At 57.2% G+C, this 18,952-nt stretch carries 16 protein-coding genes and 1 pseudogene; 12 read left to right on the top strand and 5 right to left on the bottom strand.

Features of this window, described 5'->3' with window-relative positions; all coding sequences use genetic code 11:
* Positions 1 to 138: 138 nt before the first annotated feature.
* Positions 139 to 1,194 carry an acetoacetate decarboxylase (ADC) gene (locus tag VPH41_RS10360; RefSeq protein ID WP_328569929.1) on the bottom strand — a complete coding sequence of 352 codons (1,056 nt, stop codon included), beginning with the start codon at positions 1,192 to 1,194 and terminating at the stop codon, positions 139 to 141.
* Positions 1,194 to 2,438 (bottom strand): NADH:flavin oxidoreductase/NADH oxidase family protein, encoded by a 1,245-nt coding sequence (locus VPH41_RS10355; protein ID WP_328569928.1) that lies wholly within the window; start codon positions 2,436 to 2,438, stop codon positions 1,194 to 1,196. The genes VPH41_RS10360 and VPH41_RS10355 overlap by 1 nt, the downstream gene beginning before the upstream one ends.
* A 251-nt stretch (positions 2,439 to 2,689) precedes the next feature.
* On the opposite strand from VPH41_RS10355, the gene VPH41_RS10350 reads away from it, so the two are divergent.
* The 6 genes and pseudogenes from VPH41_RS10350 (at position 2,690) to VPH41_RS10325 (ending at position 8,918) form a co-directional block, all read left to right on the top strand.
* Positions 2,690 to 3,484, top strand: a complete 795-nt coding sequence (locus tag VPH41_RS10350) for a type 1 glutamine amidotransferase domain-containing protein (protein WP_328569927.1) — start codon at positions 2,690 to 2,692, stop codon at positions 3,482 to 3,484.
* A gap of 16 nt (positions 3,485 to 3,500) precedes the next feature.
* The gene (locus VPH41_RS10345; protein ID WP_328569926.1) at positions 3,501 to 3,914 is read left to right on the top strand and encodes a MerR family transcriptional regulator; all 414 of its coding nucleotides are present in this window, start codon (positions 3,501 to 3,503) and stop codon (positions 3,912 to 3,914) included.
* 687 nt (positions 3,915 to 4,601) lie between these two features.
* Positions 4,602 to 5,396, top strand: a complete 795-nt coding sequence (locus tag VPH41_RS10340) for a hypothetical protein (RefSeq protein ID WP_328569925.1) — start codon at positions 4,602 to 4,604, stop codon at positions 5,394 to 5,396.
* Positions 5,397 to 5,696: 300 nt separating this feature from the next.
* Positions 5,697 to 6,182, top strand: a pseudogene (locus VPH41_RS10335) (rolling circle replication-associated protein); the annotation flags it as partial.
* Between the two features lie 40 nt (positions 6,183 to 6,222).
* Entirely contained in the window at positions 6,223 to 6,501 is a 279-nt protein-coding gene (locus tag VPH41_RS10330; RefSeq protein WP_328569923.1) for a hypothetical protein, read from the top strand.
* Between the two features lie 587 nt (positions 6,502 to 7,088).
* Positions 7,089 to 8,918, top strand: a complete 1,830-nt coding sequence (locus tag VPH41_RS10325) for an ATP-dependent endonuclease (protein WP_328569922.1) — start codon at positions 7,089 to 7,091, stop codon at positions 8,916 to 8,918.
* A gap of 260 nt (positions 8,919 to 9,178) precedes the next feature.
* Here the strand turns inward: VPH41_RS10325 and VPH41_RS10320 are convergent, their stop codons facing one another.
* Positions 9,179 to 9,835, bottom strand: coding sequence for an SDR family oxidoreductase (locus tag VPH41_RS10320; protein ID WP_442906251.1), 657 nt, complete (start codon positions 9,833 to 9,835; stop codon positions 9,179 to 9,181).
* A 223-nt stretch (positions 9,836 to 10,058) separates the two neighbouring features.
* Here VPH41_RS10320 and VPH41_RS10315 point away from each other — a divergent pair, with 223 nt between their 5' ends.
* Both VPH41_RS10315 and VPH41_RS10310 read left to right on the top strand, forming a co-directional pair.
* The gene (locus tag VPH41_RS10315) at positions 10,059 to 11,621 is read left to right on the top strand and encodes a PA domain protein (protein WP_328569921.1); all 1,563 of its coding nucleotides are present in this window, start codon (positions 10,059 to 10,061) and stop codon (positions 11,619 to 11,621) included.
* Between the two features lie 280 nt (positions 11,622 to 11,901).
* Positions 11,902 to 13,248, top strand: a complete 1,347-nt coding sequence (locus VPH41_RS10310; protein ID WP_328569920.1) for a chitinase — start codon at positions 11,902 to 11,904, stop codon at positions 13,246 to 13,248.
* 36 nt (positions 13,249 to 13,284) lie between these two features.
* Here VPH41_RS10310 and VPH41_RS10305 read toward each other — a convergent pair whose 3' ends face one another.
* Positions 13,285 to 13,869: a TetR/AcrR family transcriptional regulator gene (locus VPH41_RS10305; RefSeq protein ID WP_152280955.1), complete on the bottom strand. Its 585-nt coding sequence runs from the start codon at positions 13,867 to 13,869 to the stop codon at positions 13,285 to 13,287.
* Between the two features lie 91 nt (positions 13,870 to 13,960).
* Between VPH41_RS10305 and VPH41_RS10300 the strand changes: the two genes are divergently transcribed.
* Complete coding sequence (locus VPH41_RS10300) at positions 13,961 to 14,365, top strand: nuclear transport factor 2 family protein (protein WP_328569919.1); 405 nt, start codon at positions 13,961 to 13,963, stop codon at positions 14,363 to 14,365.
* Between the two features lie 164 nt (positions 14,366 to 14,529).
* Positions 14,530 to 14,952, top strand: a complete 423-nt coding sequence (locus VPH41_RS10295; RefSeq protein ID WP_152255770.1) for a DUF2061 domain-containing protein — start codon at positions 14,530 to 14,532, stop codon at positions 14,950 to 14,952.
* Between the two features lie 9 nt (positions 14,953 to 14,961).
* On the opposite strand, the gene VPH41_RS10290 is transcribed toward VPH41_RS10295, so the two are convergent.
* Positions 14,962 to 16,407: an amidase gene (locus VPH41_RS10290; RefSeq protein ID WP_328569918.1), complete on the bottom strand. Its 1,446-nt coding sequence runs from the start codon at positions 16,405 to 16,407 to the stop codon at positions 14,962 to 14,964.
* Positions 16,408 to 16,508: 101 nt separating this feature from the next.
* Here VPH41_RS10290 and VPH41_RS10285 point away from each other — a divergent pair, with 101 nt between their 5' ends.
* A complete protein-coding gene (locus VPH41_RS10285) occupies positions 16,509 to 17,417 on the top strand; it encodes a LysR family transcriptional regulator (protein WP_328569917.1) in 909 nt (302 codons plus the stop codon).
* Positions 17,418 to 17,551: 134 nt separating this feature from the next.
* Positions 17,552 to 18,919 (top strand): MFS transporter, encoded by a 1,368-nt coding sequence (locus VPH41_RS10280; protein WP_328569916.1) that lies wholly within the window; start codon positions 17,552 to 17,554, stop codon positions 18,917 to 18,919.
* Positions 18,920 to 18,952: the final 33 nt, after the last annotated feature.

The following is an 18,952-nucleotide window of genomic DNA, read 5'->3' as shown; positions in this document are numbered from 1 at the left end:
GCTGCAGGGAGCGTGAAATTTGAATGACCTACATCAACGTATTGCAGCAGCAGTGGCAGGCGCATCCGATATAAAAAAAGCACCCGGACGGGTGCTTTTAACTTCTCGCGGCGCGATCTGGCGCTTCTTCTTCACCCATCACTTTTCGGCGCCGAGGGCGGCGAGCGGCTTCGGCGCATACAGCGCGCTTTGGAATTCCGGCACGTATTCATATTTCATCATCTTCCCCAGCTTTAATGACTTGATATAGCGGGAGAAGCTGCCGTCGCCCAGTTTCAGGCCGACGGCGTCCGCGCTCGTACTCGATGCGTAGCTCAGCTGGCGGGAAACGGCATAGCCATATGTCAGCTTGCCGGCCAGGTCCTTGTTGGTGAAGCTGTTGGTCACCAAATCGGCCTTGTGCGACAAGTCGCCCAGTTTTTTTCCTTCAAAAACAAAATCGAGCTTTCCCGTTTCTCTATCCGTGACTTCGAAGGAAATGCCTGATTCGGTTTCCTTCAGATCGATACCCGTCAGCCACTTGGGCAGGTTGTACCCGACGACACCGCGCACCCTGGCCAGTTCCGTATTCACGGGCAGCTTGAGCACATAGCCCCAGAAGTCCTTGGACAGCGATTGGCCCAGCAAGGTGAAAGGGCCAAAGCTGCTTGTGCCGGGTTGATTGGTCACAATCGCCAATGAGATTTCATTGTAGCTGTCGTTGTCGCAATAATCATAGGCGTAGGCCGTCAATGCCACGGCGCCCCGGCCTGGCCATACCTGCAGCGGCTGCACCTGCTTGCGTATGTCTTCCGGCATCAGTTCCTTCAGCCTTTCCAGGTCCGCCGTAAAGACGGCCGTGATCTTGCGGTTCTTGTAATAGAAGTTCGGCGAATACGATTCAAAGCCGATGGCCACCTTTTCTTTCTTGATTCCCTTGAACCAGCTCAGGTCGACGTCTGGCGCTTCCGCCGCAATGACCGACAAAGGAGGATTCGAGCGAAACCGGTCGTACAGGCCGCCAGCCTTCACGGGAACGTCATGGCCCGCGATATTCATGACGACCTGCGTATTTTCCACGCCAGTGTCAGCCCAGGAAACGCTTGCTGCCGTACTCAAGATCAATCCAGTGGCTGCCGCGGCAATTTTCATCTTCATTTCTCGTACCTCTAATGGTTGATTTGGAAAAGTTAATTTAAGACCCACTACGGCCATTACGCGGCAAGCGCATGCCTGTTCATCCGGCGGCGATACTGGCGATTCCTGACGATGGTTTCCAATTGCTGAATCAATAAGGCCAGGGCAGGGGCCACATTCGGCTTGGTATGCTTGCCCTGGCTCAGGCGCCGCAGCTGATACTTCACCATTGCCATATAGGCGATGGACGACAGCACCTTGTTTTTCCAGGTGATGGCCCGGAGCGACGGGCTGGCCAATCGATTGGAACGCCATGCCATGGGCAGCTGGGGATCGAGCGCCAGCGCCGTACCCATGCCGGCCATGGCGATGCCGCTGCCGCTGTCCAGCACTTGCTCGACCACCTGGTAGCGGCGTATGCCGCCTGTTACCATGAGCGGCATGCTGGCCACCGTGGCGATGTCCTTGGCGAATTCGAGGAAATAGGCTTCGCGGGCCAGCGTGCGGCCATCGCGGGTCTGGCCGTGCATGGCCGGCGCTTCATAACTGCCGCCAGACAATTCAATCAAGTCCACGCCCAGCGTGTTGAGCATGGATACGACCTGCCTGGCATCTTCCGAGCTGAATCCGCCCTTCTGGAAATCCGCCGAGTTGAGCTTCACCGCGACGGCAAAGCCTTTGCCGACAGCCTGGCGCACCTCGTTGACGACGTCGACGAGCAGCCGCGCCCGGTTTGTTATCGATCCGCCCCAGCGGTCGCTGCGTTTGTTGGTAATCGGGGACAGGAACTGGCTGATCAGGTAACCGTGCGCCGCATGGATCTGCACGCCCGTAAAGCCAAACTGTTCCGCCAGCTGCGCCGCCCGGACAAAGCGCTGCTTCACGTCGGCAATATCGGCCTCCGTCATTGCGCGCGGCGCCGCAAACTGCCTGGAGAAGTTGCCCAGGTCCATGGATACGGCGGACGGCGCCAGGGTTTCCTGTCCCATGGCGGCTGGCATCTGGCGTCCTGGGTGGTTGATCTGCATCCAGATGTGCGCCCCCCGTGAACGGGCCGTACGGGACCAGTTCTCGAAGCGGGCGCCAAATTGCTCGGACTCAAGCACCACTCCGCCGGGGCCCGTCATGGCGCGACGGTCGATCATCACGTTGCCAGTGATCATCAGGCCAACGCCGCCGTCAGCCCACGACTGGTATAAACGGATCAGCTCATCCGACGGGGCGTGGCCCTGGTCAGCCATGTTCTCTTCCATGGCGGCTTTGGCGAGGCGGTTGGGAATGACTGCCCCATTGGGCAATGTCAGGGGGGTGAAGGGTTTCATGCTTATCTCCAAGGTTGCAATAGCCTCACGATAAGCTTTAAGCTAACTTGAAGGTCAAGCCCTAAAATGAAAAAAATCGCACTGTCGCGTTCGGGACACTGGTTTGCAGCGAGGCCGCTCCCTTTGGGCCAGAAAAATCGCGCGATTGCCCATCGGCCGCTTGACATTCAAGTTGGCTTTAAGCTTATAGTCGATCACGCTGTGTTCGGACAACATGGCCCAGACCACTCAACTATTCGGAGGACGATCCCATGTCTGTTATCAAGAAGCTGTTCCTGGCTGTCATGCCTTTGCTGTTCATGCAGATGGTTGCTGCTGAACCTGCGTCCCCCATGCGCGGTCCGGGCATGGAAAAAGTGCTGGTCGTCATGACCAATCATTCCCAATATCCAAGCAGAAACGACCATACGGGGCTCTGGCTCACGGAACTGACGCACGTGTACGACGCGCTGCAGGAAGCCGGCTATGGCGTGGACTTCGTCAGCCCAGGCGGCGGGGCCGTGCCGCTCGATGAACGCAGCCAAGGATGGCTGTACATGGATGAGGCGGCAAGAGAGCACCTGAAAGATCCTGTTTTCATGGCATCATTACAATCGACAAAGGCCGCGGCCGACATCGATCCCGCTGCCTATGCGGCTGTTTTCTACACGGGCGGCCATGGAACGATGTGGGATTTCAAGGGCAACAAGGACCTCAAGCGCATCGCCGAGGCGATCTACCGCAACGGCGGCATCGTTTCCTCCGTGTGCCATGGCGCCGCTGGCTTGCTCGACCTCGAGGACGACAAGGGCGAGCCGCTGATCAAAGGGCGCCGTGTGACGGGTTTTTCAAACCTAGAAGAATCGCTTGCCGGCATCAGGGACCAGGTTCCCTACCTTTTGCAAAGCGAGGTAGAGAAGAGAGGAGCGCGGTATGAAAAAGGCTTGATCCCGTTTGGCAGCTTCGTCATGACGGACGGCCGCCTCGTCACTGGCCAGAACCCCGGGTCCAGCAAGGAGGTGGCACAAGCGCTACTGAAAGCCCTCCGGGATAACAAACCACAATAACTTAGCGGGAAACACCATGAAAATTGGCGAATTGGCCAAGCGCAGCGGCTTGGCCGCCTCCACGATACGCTTCTACGAATCCAAGGGCTTGCTGAAAGCCGTGAGCCGGCAATCGAACGGCTACCGCGACTATCCGCTGGAAGCGGTGGCAGTCCTGTCCATTATCAGCGACGCGCAGCAGGCAGGCTTTTCCCTCGACGAAATCAAGCAAGTCTTGCCCGAGGATATATCGTCATGGCGGCACGACGAGCTGATGGCCGCGCTCAAGAAGAAGATAGCCGATATCGAATCGCTGGAAGTGCGCCTGGCGCAAAACAAGGCCCATCTTTTATCGCTGATTCAACTGATCGATGCAAAACCGGAGGATGTGGACTGCAAGGACAATGCTGCCAGGGTCATGGAAAGCTTGGGTATAGTCGGTAAAGACTAAATACGGGACTGGTTTTACAGCAGGTTTGCATCGGGGAGAAATGAATCGCTATGCTGCGATTTATTTACCTTTGCACGATTACCTCACATTTGATCATGGCATTGGCAGGCAGCATGCTTATTCTTTGCTCCGCCCCCATCCGTCACCCAGTGCCAAGAACAGGTTCACATGGTCAAGCACCAACTGGGTATCTCCGAGTTCGCCACACTGGCTCCATCGCCGACGGGATTCTGTTCTGGCAGTATCTTCACATAATTTGTTGCTTTCACGTCATTGTGAAGATGTGTGAGACTTTGACATTGAATAACCGTATAGAGTGATTATTGTTTTTTATATAATAATTAAATGAAAATTTCTATGACTTAGGGTCGTGTTCTCGCGTTGACCTTGCGGTCGGCAGATGAGCCCAATGCTGCGAAAAAACAATGGGAGCAGGGTGCTGGAATCGCGTTCAACTCTGTCGACGGCAAGGAGACTTGGAAAACCGATGCGGTGTTGAAGATTATTGCGAGCAGCTTAATCGTCTTTTAAATACTCAAATGAAAAACCTAGACTAACCATTCAGGAATTTGATAAATATTACATGGAAAATACTGATTATTATAAATCGTTTGAAGAGGGCTATTTGCCAACGCCAAATAAGATATCAATTATGAAAGCTGATAAAATTAACAAGGATAATCTTCGATGATGGCTACCAATTTATTAAAAGCCATAATTATTTTTGGCGTACTTATCTCGCCTCCCACATGGGGTTTCCAAATAAAAGATCAGTATGAATATATTTTTGTCGGAGAGATTCATGGGACTGTGCATTCACCAAGAATTTTTTACTATCTTGTAGAAAGTTTATCTATGCAGAAAAGAAATATTGCGGTCGCATTGGAAATTCCAAAATCCGAGGAAGTTATTTTAAATAATTTCATTCATGTCAACGAAAAAGAAGCGAGAAATATCAGAGAATCAATGTTAGAGCGGGAATTTTGGAAGCCTGCTAGCGGGATATATGATGGACGTTCAAGTATAGCAATGCTCGATCTAATTGATTCACTCAGATCGCTCAGCCTTCTTGAGGATGTAGATATTAAAATTCTTTGCTTCAGTGATGCTACCGAAGAGAAAATGGCGAATAACTTAATCAGCAAATTGGCTGAACATCCAGGCTATCGCCTGCTCGTGCTAACTGGAAACATACATGCGATGTATAATAATCCGTTCGACAAATTAAATAAAACTATTCCATCTTATTTCCCTAAAGATAAAACTTTTTCTATAGATATTCGCGCTAACTCAGGGAGCGCGTGGATATGTCAATCCAGGAATCAATGCGGAATTGTCCAAATTGAAGATAATTATAGCTCTCATCCCTGTAAAAATATATGCGCAGTGCCTTTGGAAGAAAATGAAAAATTCGACTTGAGTATTGTATTGGCGCACACAGAAGCCTCACCTCCCGCCACCTCGGAAAATAAAAATAAGTAGGAAGCAGTTAAAAATACTGATTAAACGTAAAAACCTACGTACAAAGATCGGCGAGCAATCGGTTCGCTTAGCTGATTGATTTTAACCTCTCGGCATCCCCGGTAATTCCATTTATTAGTTATTAATATGGAGGATAGATTATCTTGCGTGATCAAACCAGCACTTCAGCAGCCATCCCCGCTGCTATTCGCACGCCACCTCTGTTCCGCCACGAAGTTCTTGACCATCTGGGGCACAAGCAGTAGGCACGGTACTGTTAGCGCGGCCTGTTAGGCATTTTGTCGAAAACTTGGTAAGCATAAACAATTTCATTATGTAGCGGTCATTGAAGAACAGGCCCGTGGCGCCTTGCATTTCCATGTGGCGGTCGCCGGGCGGCAAATGTATGCACTGCTGCGCTCCATCTGGCAAGGCATCCTGGGGCGCGGTCCGAACGGTGAACAGATGGGCCAAGTTCACGTTCGCGACCCGCACCGTTTCGGCTTCGGCGTGGCCGGGGCGCACAAGATCGCCAACTATATAGCGAAATACTGCGGCAAGGAAATGCAGTGCAGGGCGCTTGACCAGAAACGCTACTTCCGTTCCAGGGGCATCGTGGTGCCGGAAGTCGATGTGTGGCGGGTGCCGTTTTGTACAAACATGCTGCGCGCTGCGCAGGTCGCATTCCAGGCGCTATCAGGTCATTGCATGGACGGCTTGCAGACCTGGTGCAACAACAATCTCGGCGTCGTGTACCTGGCGACGGCTCCGGGACTGCCACAGGTGGTGGACGATTGTCCGTTCTGACAGTTACTCCACCTTGATTGACGGGGAGGAGGGACGTGACATGGCAAATTTTGACGCTAATTCGCTGCGGATACTTGAGCAAATTGAGGATGAATTCCGCAATCAGTACTGGATTATCCGTAACTCCAGGCGAACCAACTGGCGAGCGGTAAACCGTACCCGAATGCTCGGTGATTTCATGTACATGCTTGGGGTGCCGAAATGGGCGGTGCAGCAAGCGCGATACTGCTTGCGCTTACGTGTTTGTAAGAGATGCTTCAAAAACGAATTTCGCTGCCACGGCATCGGTGCGCGAGCCAAGCGTGGCGATTATCAATAGCTAGAATCTAACGTAAAGAAAGTATACTATTTCAAAATGAATTATTTATCTATGCAACCCATAAAACTTGAATATTTTTTAATAGTTCAAATCGAAATTTAATGCAACAATTATTTGCAATTTTTCTTGAAAGCTGTGGATGTGTTGCTTTAATATTTGCTGCATAGCATCAAAAGATCATAATTTGCTTGATTCATCTGAATTCGCTTAAGATATTGTGTGGTTTTACGATTTTTAAAAAAAAGAGGAATTTAGATATGTCTTGGCATATAAGCAGTTCAAGTCTCACGGAAAGTGGTGGTGGTGAATGGTGGACTAAGAGGCACGGCCCCGCAGACATTGTCCCTATGTCAGGAATTTATAAATATCTCGGTTGCAAAAAGGAAGTGACCTGTAATAAAGGAGATAAATTTCCGCTACAAAACCATCATCAGCACCCCTCTACACAAGGTGCAATTGAATGGCAATTAAATGTGCGAACCAATACGGATGGCGACTAGTATTTTAATATTTTTGCAATCAATTATATTTATTTGAGTGCCGCCCCAGATTTTTGCCGTTATGCGCGATATTAAAAGGATATGCTAATGCGTTTAAAGTCTATAAAACTAAGTCACTTTCGCGGATATCGTGATGCTATTGCTATTTCAATCGATGAGGCAATGACTGGCATCGTAGGTCGCAATGATTTCGGGAAATCTACTATTTTTGAAGCGCTTTCCATATTTTTTGAGGTTGATGGCGCTAAAGCAGATAAAAATGACATGAACTGTTTTAGTCTAAAAGCAGGCGCTGAGCAGTTTGAAATTACTTGCATATTTGATGACCTACCTGAAGCGCTGATACTAGATGAAAAAGTACAAACTTCCCTCGCGCAAGAGTACTTAATTAATATCGACGGCGATTTCGAAATAGTCAAGACTTTTAAGGCAACGACTGGAAAGTTGGAGCGTACATCGATTCGTTGCAATCATCCAGCTGATGAATTATTGAGTACATTATTGAGTATGAAAATTGCCGATCTTAAGAAATTAGGTGAGCAACGGGGTGTAGCTGATGTTGTGGCGGATAAGCGCGTGGCATCGTTTTGGCGGCAGGCTATTCGAGCTGGGGTTCCGCATCTGGCATGTAAAGAAACACTTTTAGATGTAGATAAAGAACTTTCAACTGATAGCAAATCTATTTGGGGGAAGATTCAGGATCAACTGCCAACATTTGCACTTTTCAAGGCTGATCGAGAAAGCAATGATGGCGATGCCGAAGCAAAAAATCCCTTACAGCAAGCAGTAAAGGACGCGCAGAGTGCGCTTCAGGCAGAGATAAATAAGCTTGAGCTACAGATCGAAGCAAGTGTATTAGATGTCGCTTCTCGGACACTTGATAAGTTACGAGAGATGGCACCAGAGTTGGCTAATGAGCTTACTCCGCGCTTCAAAGAAAAGCCTAAATGGACGTTCAGCTTTACATTGGATGGTGAAAATGGCATTCCTATTAACAAGCGCGGCAGCGGCGTGCGTCGCTTGATTTTGCTTAATTTTTTCCGAGCTGAGGCGGCGAAAGTGGTAGTTGGTTCACAGCGTAATGTGATCTATGCCATTGAGGAGCCAGAGACTTCGCAGCACCCCAACTATCAAATTATGTTGATGAAGGCGCTTTTAGCTCTTTCCCTTCAACCTAACCGACAGATTATTGTAACAACTCATGTGCCTGCATTGGCAGGCTTGATGCCGATTGAGGGGATTAGGTATGTAACTAAGGATGATGAAGGCACTCCTGTAGTCAAGATGCCGCACCCAGATGTCCTCAAAGAAGCTTCCGAAAGTCTCGGCATCCTTCCTGAAACAGGTATGGAGCGCGCGAGAGCGGTGATACTAGTTGAAGGTAAGTCTGACGTAATATTTCTACGTCATGCAGCTAAGGCACTAAAACATGGAGGTCACTTAGATTCCGATTTGGAGGATTTGGGTATCGTTCCTATTCTGATTGGCGGATGTGGCAGTGTGAAGCACTGGGTTACATTAAATCTGGCAGATGATTTGGGCTTGCCATGGTGTGTGTTCCTCGATTCCGATATAGGTGGCGATCCTGGGCAAGTGAAATCTATAAAGAAGAGGCAGCAGGAGGTTGAGGGGCAAGGACGAAAGTTCTACTCGACAAAGAAACGCGAAGTGGAAAATTACCTCTGTCCAGATATGATTTTTGCCCAAACCGGTCAACGTGTCATATTCACCGATATTTGTGACGCTAAGAAAATCATTGGCAACGCGGTTGGCATGAAGCCCGACGACGTTATAGATAGGTTTTGGCCAAGTATGACGGCAGAACAAATTATCAACTGCTCGCTATACAACGACGGTGAGGCTGATCGATGTGAGTTGACGGAGCTTTTTACTCGATTGAGGGGACTTGCTGTTTGATCGTTGGGAACTGAGTATCGTCTGGTAGATTCTCAACTGGGGGAGAGTCTGCCAGCTTTTGAGTGGATACGATTAATTTGGCTAGACAGGCGGACCAAAAGTAGTTCCCGCCTCAACTTGTAATTTGACATAATATAAATTATGCGAAGTTATGGATGAATTTGAGGATTCCCCCATTTTGCCAACTCCCCAATCGCAAATGCGATTTTCCCCATCTGCGCGCAGCTGTCGCCGCCGCTGCGAGCCTTCACGTGAACAAGCTACATGAAATACGGCTTGTCCCCGTCCGTGTTCGGCTTGTTCACGCCCAGGTTGGCGTGCAGGTGCAGGTCTGGCGCTGCGATGATGCTGGCGATCAGGTCGGCCACGCTCTTGCGCGACACTACGGTGCCTTTGAATGGCGCGTGGCGCGTGGTCAGTTCGTAGTCGACTTCGTCTTCGTTCGTCATCCAGGCTGGGCGCACGATCGTGTATGCCAGGCCGGACGCTTCGATGGCGTCGGCGGCGCGCCGGAATGGTTTCAGGTCTTCGGCCAGCATGGCGTTGTTCCATGCGCCGAATTTGCCGGGAACTTCGTCGTAGATGCCCATCGACAGCACGAAAACCAGGCGCTCGACACCAGAGGCCAGCATGGCGGCGATGATGCTGTTGGCCTGCTTGTCCATGTCGTCGCCCACGAGATTCGCATAGACCAGGTCGTGACCCGGCATCGTTTGCCGCAGCAAGGCCTGGTCCAGCACATCGCCGGCCAGCACGGTGCCGTTAGGCGGGACTGGTGTGGGCAGCTTGGCGGGATTGCGCAGCAACAGCGTCAAGGCGATGTCGTCACGGCCCGCCAAGGCGCGGATGACCCACTGCGCCACTTGTCCGCCTGCGCCCAATATCAATATCTTTTTCATCATTTCCGCTTTCATCATGGCACGGTGCCATGCAGGAAGTTACAGGCTTTCTTTGGCGAAAGGAATACGGTGCGCTTGAAAACAGGATATCGCCTGGTGATGCGTGCCGGCCAATCGCCTGGTCTCGTGGTAAATTGCCGCCCGTGACAAGCTTGTCATGGTCTGCAACGTCTATCAAATTCACCATGAAATCAATCCTTTATCGGCTATTTCGAATGAAAAACCTTAACATCAAATCCCGATGATCGCAGCGCCTCCACGCACCGCGTTTTTGCCGCCGCGCCGTCGCTGCCTGTCCCCTGCCAGCGCGCTGGCCATCGCGGCCGCCTTGTCCGCCTGCGCCAGCAAGCCCGGCCCCTGGCCTGCACGCGCCCTGCCGCCGTCGGCTGCCATGACGGTCGATGCTACGCAATTTCTGTCCAGAAAACAGCTGGTGGACTGGCAAGTCGACCTCGACGAGCGTCGCCTGCGCGCCACGGGATCGCCGCGGCATGAAGCGTATATCGACGTCCTGCAGGAACGCCTGGCGCGCGCCGGTGTCAAACAGCTGCGCTTCGAGCCTTTCAGCTTCCGGCAATGGTCGGTGGAAGCGGAAAACTGGGGTTTGGACGTGGTCGATGACGACAGATCCGGCGTACTGCCCACGGCTGGCTACATTCCGTATTCGGGCGTGACGCCGCCGTCCGGCATTACAGGACGCATCGTCTATCTGGCGCCAAATGGCCCGCCCGATGCCAGCCTGGCGGGCAAGCTGGTGCTTGTCGAGATGCCCAAGGTGGCGTGGACAGGCCAGGTTTTCCACCAATCCGCCGTCCACATCCACGATCCGGACCATGCCATGGGGCCGGACACGCCGTATGCGCGCCCGTCCCAGAGGCTGCAGCCATTCATCGCCCTGCTGGACAGCCTGCAGGCGGCCGGTGCGGCAGGTGTAATCGTCATTCTCGATACGCCGTCCATGGCGGCGGATGGCTTATATGCGCCCCACGACGGCGTAGTGCGCCAGTTGCCCGGCGTGTTTATCGACCGCGATCGGGGCCAGCGCCTGCGCGACCGAGTGTTGGCGGGCAAGGCGCCCGTCCTGCGGTTGACCATGGCTGCCACCGTGCGGCAGGTGCAGACGCGCAATTTGATCGGCATCATCCCCGGCAAGTCCGAGGAATTGATGGTGCTGGCTAGCCACACGGATGGCCCGAACGGGCTGGACGACAATGGGGCGAACGCCATCGTCGACATGGCCCAGTACCTGGCGCGCCTGCCGCAGGACAGCCTGCCGCGCAGCGTCATGCTGCTGTTGACGAGCGGCCATTTCGCGGGTGGCGTGGGCATCACGCAGTTTTTCAAGCGCCACCAGGACGATGGATTGACGCAGCGCATGGCTGCGATGCTGGCCGTCGGGCACCTGGGTGCGCTGGAAGTGCTGCCCGACAGCAATGGTTATTTGCATCCCACGGGCAGGTTCGAGCCGGCCGCCCTGTTTTCGCCGCGCACGCCCGCCCTGATGGATGCGTCTTACGTCATGCTGAAACAGGCCGACGCAGCACCCGCGTTCGTGCTGCCGTCGAGCAAATCCGGCCCGCAGCACGCCGGCTGGCCTGACGAAGGCCGGTATTTCCAGGCCGCGCAGTCCATTCCCACGCTGCATTACATGGCGCAACCGTATTATTTGCTCGACTATGGCATCGACACCGTGACCCAGCTCGACTACCGCCTCATGCAGCGCCAGACGGTGGCCTTGACGCAACTGCTGCTGGACTTGTCGCGCGTGTCCCATGCCGATTTGCGCAAGGAAACCGCGCCGTAGCGGCCGTGCGCCGCCGCACGGCGTCCTCCTCCCTTCCCCGCCCTGCCCCTGGCGCTAATCCGGACACCATACCAGCGCGCCAGAAAACAGCCACTGGTATGGCCCGCGCCGCCCTTCTGATGGGACCAGATGGCAACTGGTATTGTGATTTCGCGCAAAGAATAAAACCAGTTGACTACCACCTGCAATGCTTGCACTCTGAAACAGCGGACGGTGTCCAGCCGTCTGGCCATATAAAAACACACAAGGAGATGCAATGAACCGGACAGTCATGAATACCATGATCATTACCCTTTTCGGCGGAACGTTGGCCGCCTGCGGCGGCGGCAGCGACGGGTCCAGCGCAGGTGCAAGCCAGCTGCTGGCGGGAGCGACCGCAGCGGTGGCTTGCTACACGCCATGGAATAGCGCCACTGCCTACAACGGCGGCGGCCAGGCCAGCTACAACAACGTCAATTACACGGCCAACTGGTGGACACAAGGAAATAACCCATCGACCAGCAGCGGCGGCGCCGGCAGCGGCCAGCCCTGGACGGCGGTGGGAGACTGCGGCACGCCGACACCTACGCCAACTCCGACCCCAACACCTACGCCAACCCCAACTCCAACTCCAACTCCGACACCTACGCCAACTCCGACACCGACACCAACTCCTACACCAACGCCGACGCCTACCCCCACGGGCCTGGCCAAGCACGCGCTGATCGGCTACTGGCACAACTTCACCAACCCCAGCGGCGCCACCTATCCGATCAGCCAGGTCAGCGATGACTGGGACGTGATCGTCGTCTCGTTTGGCGACAACGCGGGCGGCGGCAATGTCAGCCTGACCATCGATCCGGGTGCGGGTACGGAAGCGCAGTTCATCGCCGACGTGGCGGCCAAGCGGGCCAAGGGCAAGAAAGTGATCCTGTCGCTGGGCGGACAAAACGGTTCCGTTTCCGTCGGCAACACGGCCGAAGCGACGAATTTCACCAACAGCCTGTACGCCATCATCACCAAGTATGGCTTCGACGGCATCGACCTCGACCTGGAAAACGGCGTGGCGCAAGGCGCGGCCATCCAGACCTATCTGCCGATCGCCGTGAAAAACCTGAAAGCCAAGGTCGGCAACAGTTTCTACCTGTCGATGGCGCCGGAATGGGTGTACGTGGAGGGCGGATATACGAGCTACGGCAGCATCTGGGGCGCCTACATTCCCATCATCAACGCCTTGCGCAGCGAGCTGACGGTGCTGCATCCGCAGTACTACAACAATGGCGACATCTACACGCCGTACGCCACGGGCGCCATCAAGGCGGGCTCGGCCGACCAACTGGTGGCCACGGCGCGCATGCTGATCGAAGGGTTCAACTATGGCGGCAATACCTTTGCAGGCTTGCGTCCGGACCAGGTGGGCTTTGGCGTACCGTCGGGCCGCAGCTCGGCCGGGTCGGGTTTCACGACGAATGCCGACGTGAGCAATGCCCTCAATTGCCTGACGCGCCTGCTCAATTGCGGCACCATCAAGCCGCTGCAGGCGTATCCGGACTTCCGCGGCGTGATGACGTGGTCGATCAACTGGGACCGCCACGATGGCTATAACTTCTCCGTGCCGACGAAGAATGTGCTGAAAACCCTGCCGTAACAGCCTTGGCCCCGCTGCGCATGGGAGCCACGCGGTTCACATGCGCAGCAGCGCCGCGCCCAGCAGGCGCGTGTGCAGCGCCATGCCTTGGCGCAACGCCTCCCCTCCCCCTTGCGTGTGCTTGATACCCTCCATGGCGGCGACCAGCAGGGCGGCCACCTGCGCGGCAGTCGCGTCCACCCGGCGCAGCGCGATATCGCCCGCCGCTTCCGCTTGTTCCAGTGCGCCGGCCAGCGATGCCGCCAGCGTTGCCCGCGCGTGCAAGGTGATGTCGGCGGCCAGGGTCATGTTGGCGTCAAACAATTCCTGCCCATGGGCGCTGGCGGAAATTTCCGCCATCAAGCCTTGCTGGAATGCCAGCAGCGCCGTTTCGATGCGCGTGAAGACGGGACCGGCTTCGGCCAGCGCCGCTGCCACCTGCGCCATGACGGTGGCATGGGCCCGTTCTGAGCCGGCGCGGAACACGTCTTCCTTGTTCTTGAAGTGCAGGTACAGCGCCGCGCGCGACATGCCGGCCGCCTGTGCGATGTCGAGCATCGAGGTCTTGCGGTAGCCGTAGCGGCAAAACACGGCCAGCGCCGCATCGAGTATCCGCTGGGTTTTCAGGGTGTGGAGTGACATGCGGGCATGTTGACACTTAGAGTATATAGTGTCAACATGGCTTTTGGACAAATTGCGTCAAAGTGTCAATTTCCCTCAGGAAGGATGGATGATGATGGAGCAGAACTCTTGCCGCCACACGGCCTTGCAGCAGACGGAGCATTTGCGCGAGATCGAACGGTGCCGCCTGCGGGCGCTGGTCGATGGCGACCTGGCGCTGGCGCGCACCCTGCATGCCGATGATTTCCAGCTGGTCACGCCGATCGGCAGCATGCTGTCCCGGGAGGAATACCTGGGCGCCATCGCGGCAGGCCACATGCGCTATCTGAGCTGGGAGCCGGGCGAGATCGCCGTGCGCCTGCATGGCGATGCAGCCGTCCTGCGCTATCAGGCCCAGCTTGAAATCCATTTCGCCGGCCAGGCCGTGCCACGGGCACGCTACTGGCATATCGATAGCTATGAGCGGCGCGATGGATGCTGGCAAGCCGTCTGGTCGCAGGCGACGGCGATACGCTGACGGCGATGGCGGCGGCAAGAGGTGCCCGCAGCAGGGGCAATTGATATTTCTCAAACCATAGCCTCAATCTATGGGGTCAGTTGAAATATTTTACTTCCTTTTGTAAATGAGAATCGTTACTATCTACTTCAAGGATAAGCGATTTCAACAGAAAGGAGCATCCCTTGTTTACAGCGATCAAAACATTCAGCCAGGTCTGCACGCACATGTCGATTGCCTTTGGCCTCGCCTATTTGCTGACGGGGTCCCTGGCGCTCGGTGGCTTGGCCGCAATCATCGAACCGATCATCAACGTTGCACTGCTGCCCGGGCATGAAAAAGCCTGGCACGCGATCCGCCGCCGCCATGCGGCCAGCCGCCTGGGCTTTGCCGCCGTGGCCGGCGAAAAGCTCAGCCAGACGGCCCTGCACATGGGCGTGGCTTTCGGCGTCATGTACTGGGCCACGGGCTCCATGGCCTTCGGCGGCTTGCTGGCCGTGGTCGAGCCGATCTGCAACGTGATCGTCCTGCCCTTCCACGACCGGCTGTGGGAAAAAGCCCGCTTTCGCCTGGCAAGCCGCGGCGCGGCCCGCCTCGCCTCCCTGTAAGCGCCGTTCTTAATTTCCCGCCCAGACGGGCGGGCGCCGCTGCCCCCACGGCGCCGCCCGCTCCAGTTGTCCCGCCAGGCGCAGCAAGGCGCCATCGTTTCCATAGCCCGCCATAAATTGCATGCCGATCGGCATGCCATCGGGCGACTGCGCCAGCGGCACGGACATGGCCGGCAATCCCGCCACGTTGGCCAGCGGCGTGTACGGCGAGTGTTCGAACAGGCGCGCCGTCCAGCCAACACCGTCAAGCTGTTCCTCCTTTTCGCCATAGCGCCCCAGCTGCCACGGCAAGTCCGGCAAGGTGGGCGTCAGCAGCACGTCGTACTGGCCAAACATGGCGCCGGCGTGGCGCGTGACCGTGTTGCGCACGTCGAGGGCGGCCACGAAATCGACGGCCGACACCGTCTGTCCATGGCGGTAGCAAGCCAGGGTTGCCGGTTCCAGGGTCGCGAGCGACACCGCGCGCCCGCTTTCGCGCGCCAGGCCATCGATCCACGGCACCAGGTTGGCGCACCAGATGCTGGCATTGGCCTGCACGAACGCTGCCCACGACACGCCCAGCGCGGCGGGCACTTCTTCCACGTGGTGGCCCAGGCTTTCCAGCAGGCGCACGGTGTCGTTCAGCGCGGCGTCGATGGCGGGCACGGGCCGGGCGCCGTTGCAGGCGGCCCGTTGCACGGCAATGCGCAGCTTGCCGGGCGCCACGCCCACCTGCGACAGCCAGCTGTGGCCGGGCGCACCGGTCACATACGGCTCGCCCGGCAAGATGCCTTGCACGGCATCGAGCAAGGCGGCGCTGTCGCGCACCGTGCGGCTCACGCCCAGCTGCACGCCCAGGCCGCTGAAGATTTCGTCCATGGCGGGGCCGTTCGACACCCGTCCCCGGCTCGGTTTGAAGCCGAACAAGCCCGTCGACGCGGCCGGCACGCGGATGGAACCGGCCGCATCCGTCGCATGGGCCAGCGGCACGATGCCGGCCGCCACGGCCGCCGCCGCGCCGCCGCTGGAGCCGCCCGCGCTCAAAGCCAGGTTCCACGGATTGCGCGTGGCGCCGTACAGCACGGGTTCCGTGGTGGTGGCGAATGCCATTTCCGGCGTGCTCGTGCGGCCCAAGGTCGCCAGTCCCGCCCGGCGGAACTGCGTCATCAGATGGGAGTCAAAGGTGGCCACATGGCCGGCGCCCAGGCGGCTGCCCGCTTCGCTGCGCTTGCCCGCCATCGTGACGGCCACATCCTTGATCAGGAACGGCACGCCCGCGAACGGCGCAGTGCTGACTGTGCGGTCGATGGCTGAAACATCCGCCGGCCACAGCTCGACCACGGCATTGAGTTGCGGGTTGACGGCGGCGCAGGCGCGCACGGCCGCGTCCTGCAATTCGGCTGCCGAGACGCTGCCATCGCGCAGCAGCTGGGCCAGGCCCAGGCCATCAAAGCTTGTATATTCATGGAGTTGCATCAGTTAGTTCCTGTAAAAGGTGAAGAATGGAAAGTACAGGAACCACTGTAGGGCTTGCGCTATCATAGTGGAAATGAATAGTTGATATACAAGGTATAGCCATGAACAATTTGCACAAGCTGGACTTGAACCTGCTGCTGACCCTGAATGCCTTGCTGATCGAGCGCAACGTCACGCGGGCGGCCGCGCGGCTGCACCTGAGCCAGCCTTCCGTCAGCGTGCAGCTGGGCAAGCTGCGCGCCGCCTTCGACGATCCGCTGCTGCTGCCCGGTCCGCGCGGCATGCTGCCCACGGCGCGCGCGCTGTCCCTGTTCGCACCGTTGCAAGCCGCGCTGGCCCAGCTCGAGCAAGTCTTGCAGCCGGAACAGGCGTTCGATCCGGCCACATCCGACGTGCGCTGGAACCTGGCCGCGGCCGACGCCGCCGAATATGCGATCCTGCGGCCCATGCTGCCATCGTTGCGCGCGCAGGCGCCGCTGTCGCGTATGGCCGTGTTTGAAGCCGTGCCGGCGCGCATGGCGCAAGAGCTGGAAAGCGGCCAGGTCGACCTTGGTTTTCTGGCCCAGGAAGAAGCGCCGCCCGGCTTGCGCCACCGCACCCTGTTCACCGAGCATTACGTGCTGGCGGGCCGCCACGGCCACCCGCTGCTGCAGACAGCGCCCGATCTCGATCAATTTTGCGCGCTGGAATTTATCGTCGTCTCGCCCAATGGAGGCGGTTTCCGCAGCAGCGTCGATACGGCGCTGGAACAGCTGGGGCGCACGCGCAAGGTGGTGCTGTCCGTGCCCCATTTCCTCATCGTGCCGCCCCTGCTGGCAGAGTCCGACATGGTGGCCTTGCTGCCGTCGCGCCTGCTGAAGAACGCGCTGGGCGCGCTGCGCACTTGGGAGCCGCCCGTCGCCCTGCCCGATTACGACATGGCCATGGTCTGGCACGAGCGCATGCACCTGGACCCGGCGCACCGCTGGCTGCGCGAGCGCATCATGGAGTGGAACGGCAAGCCCGTTTGACGCGCGGGCCCGCCGCCCCGCCGCATTGACAGCGATCAAAAATCCGTATACTGTCTCGCTTTATCACTAACTAAGTTAGCTATTAATTCGAGATGAATACTGCTGCACTGCCTCGCTGGCCCATTTTACTTGTCATGATCGTTTCCGAAATCATGGACCTTGCCGCCTCCACCATCGTCAACGTCGGTGGTCCGGCCTTGATCGAGACGCTGGGCGCCAGCGCCGCCCAGATGCAATGGGTGATCGGCGGCTATGCGCTTGCGCTGGGCGCCGGCCTGGTGCTCGGCGGCCGGCTGGGCGACCGTTTCGGCCGGCGCGCCATGTTCCTGCTGGGCCTGGCCGCGTTTTCCATCGCCTCGCTGCTATGCGCCGTGGCGCCGACCATTGCATTCCTGATTGCCTTTCGTCTGCTGCAGGGGCTGGCCGGTGCCATGCTGTTGCCGCAAGGTTTGGGACTGCTGCGTGAAAACTACAGCGGTCCGGACCTGGCCAAGGTGTTCGGCATCTTTGGCCCCATCCTGGGCCTGGCGGGCATACTGGGCCCCGTGTTGGGCGGCATGCTGCTCGAATCGAATTTGTTCGGCCTCGGCTGGCGGACCATGTTCCTGATTAATATTCCGATCGGCATCGCGTGTTTCCTCGTGGCGTGGCGCTACCTGCCCCGGCGTGCGGGCGACCCGTCTGTCAAGATCGACACCATCGGCGCCAGCCTGCTGGTATTGTCTTCCATCCTCCTGGTCTTGCCGCTGGGCGAGGCGCAAGCATGGCCAGCCTGGGGATGGCCCGCCATCGCGATGGCCGTGCTGGGCTTGGGCCTGTTCGGCCTGCGCCAGTCGGCGGTAGTGCGCGCGGGGCAGACGCCGCTCATCATGACGTCGATCTTCGGGCGCCCCGCCTACACGGCGGGACTGGCCGGCATCGCCCTGTTCTTTTGCTCGCTGGTCGGCATGCAGCTGGTGCTGACGCTGTTCTTGCAGATCGGCCATGGATTGACGGCAGGCGAAGCCAGTATCGCCAACCTGCCGTTCGCTGTGGGCACCGCGTGCGGGGCCACCCTGAGCGGCGCTTTCCTGGCGGCCCGCTTCGGCCGCAAGGTGCTGCAACTGGGGGCCGGCATCCAGCTGGCCGGCGTGGCACTGCTGCAATTTGAACTGGGCAAGACGGCGGCATTTTCTGCATGGCAGATAGTTCCAGGCATGCTGGTCTGCGGTATCGGCGCCGGTCTCGTGATCGCTGCCCTGTTCAGTATCATTCTGGCGTCGCTGGACGACAGGCAGATCGGTTCCGGCTCGGGCGTGCTGTCTGCCGTGCAATCGATTGCCGCGTCGATAGGCGTGGCCCTGTTCAGCGGCGCATTTTTTGCCGCCCATCCCGCCATGACGCCGGACCTGGCCTTGGGCGCCGCATTGACGATCCAGGCCTTCATACTCATCGCCTTCATGGGCGTGACCTTCTTTTTTCCCACTGCTGCAAAATCCGACCTCGAGGTAAACCATGCATGACCAGCCTTCACACACTGAATCATTTTCCGCGGA

The organism is Janthinobacterium sp. P210006 (genome assembly GCF_036231885.1).
Classification (GTDB): Bacteria; Pseudomonadota; Gammaproteobacteria; order Burkholderiales; family Burkholderiaceae_D; genus Janthinobacterium; species Janthinobacterium violaceinigrum.
The sequence above is the reverse complement of the archived record's forward strand: the minus strand, read 5'-3'. Positions and strand labels throughout refer to the sequence as shown.

What these genes read in the sequence shown, in the direction of transcription:
- VPH41_RS10325 (WP_328569922.1), top strand. Translation starts at nt 7,089, where the DNA reads ATGCGTTTAAAGTCTATAAAACTAAGTCACTTTCGCGGATATCGTGAT.
- VPH41_RS10315 (WP_328569921.1), top strand. Translation starts at nt 10,059, where the DNA reads ATGATCGCAGCGCCTCCACGCACCGCGTTTTTGCCGCCGCGCCGTCGC.
- VPH41_RS10285 (WP_328569917.1), top strand. Translation starts at nt 16,509, where the DNA reads ATGAACAATTTGCACAAGCTGGACTTGAACCTGCTGCTGACCCTGAAT.
- VPH41_RS10330 (WP_328569923.1), top strand. Translation starts at nt 6,223, where the DNA reads ATGGCAAATTTTGACGCTAATTCGCTGCGGATACTTGAGCAAATTGAG.
- VPH41_RS10280 (WP_328569916.1), top strand. Translation starts at nt 17,552, where the DNA reads ATGATCGTTTCCGAAATCATGGACCTTGCCGCCTCCACCATCGTCAAC.
- VPH41_RS10300 (WP_328569919.1), top strand. Translation starts at nt 13,961, where the DNA reads ATGATGGAGCAGAACTCTTGCCGCCACACGGCCTTGCAGCAGACGGAG.
- VPH41_RS10290 (WP_328569918.1), bottom strand. Translation starts at nt 16,407, where the DNA reads ATGCAACTCCATGAATATACAAGCTTTGATGGCCTGGGCCTGGCCCAG.
- VPH41_RS10310 (WP_328569920.1), top strand. Translation starts at nt 11,902, where the DNA reads ATGATCATTACCCTTTTCGGCGGAACGTTGGCCGCCTGCGGCGGCGGC.
- VPH41_RS10345 (WP_328569926.1), top strand. Translation starts at nt 3,501, where the DNA reads ATGAAAATTGGCGAATTGGCCAAGCGCAGCGGCTTGGCCGCCTCCACG.
- VPH41_RS10340 (WP_328569925.1), top strand. Translation starts at nt 4,602, where the DNA reads ATGATGGCTACCAATTTATTAAAAGCCATAATTATTTTTGGCGTACTT.
- VPH41_RS10355 (WP_328569928.1), bottom strand. Translation starts at nt 2,438, where the DNA reads ATGAAACCCTTCACCCCCCTGACATTGCCCAATGGGGCAGTCATTCCC.
- VPH41_RS10350 (WP_328569927.1), top strand. Translation starts at nt 2,690, where the DNA reads ATGTCTGTTATCAAGAAGCTGTTCCTGGCTGTCATGCCTTTGCTGTTC.
- VPH41_RS10305 (WP_152280955.1), bottom strand. Translation starts at nt 13,869, where the DNA reads ATGTCACTCCACACCCTGAAAACCCAGCGGATACTCGATGCGGCGCTG.
- VPH41_RS10320 (WP_442906251.1), bottom strand. Translation starts at nt 9,835, where the DNA reads ATGATGAAAGCGGAAATGATGAAAAAGATATTGATATTGGGCGCAGGC.
- VPH41_RS10360 (WP_328569929.1), bottom strand. Translation starts at nt 1,194, where the DNA reads ATGGCCGTAGTGGGTCTTAAATTAACTTTTCCAAATCAACCATTAGAG.